The sequence below is a fragment of the Streptomyces actinomycinicus genome (assembly GCF_016741775.1).
Lineage (GTDB): Bacteria > Actinomycetota > Actinomycetes > Streptomycetales > Streptomycetaceae > Streptomyces > Streptomyces actinomycinicus.
In genome coordinates, this window is record NZ_JAERRK010000096.1 from 1 (window position 1) to 305 (window position 305).

Genomic DNA, 305 nt, shown 5'->3' on the forward strand with positions numbered 1-305 from the left:
CGCGCTGCGTCTGGCGGGTGCGGTGGACGCGGACGTGGTCCGGGCGGCGCTGGCGGACGTCGTGGCACGTCACGAGAGCCTGCGGACCGTCTTCGCGGAGACCGGCGACGGAGAACCGTGCCAGATCCTGATCGACGTGGACACTGCGGCACCGGTCGTACCGGTCGTGCCCGTGGCCGACATGGAGGCACTGTATGCCTCGATGGCGGTCGAGGCGGGTCGTGGGTTCGATCTGTCGGTGGAGGCGCCGCTGCGGGCGGTGTTGTTCGATCTGCCGGGTGATGAGTTCGTGCTGCTCTTCGTGC

Annotated in this window: 1 protein-coding gene; it reads left to right on the top strand. The window is 69.5% G+C overall.

Annotated features, from left to right (window positions below; all coding sequences use genetic code 11):
* A partial coding sequence (locus JK359_RS38660) for a condensation domain-containing protein (protein ID WP_201844421.1) occupies nucleotides 1-305 on the top strand: 305 nt, incomplete at both ends.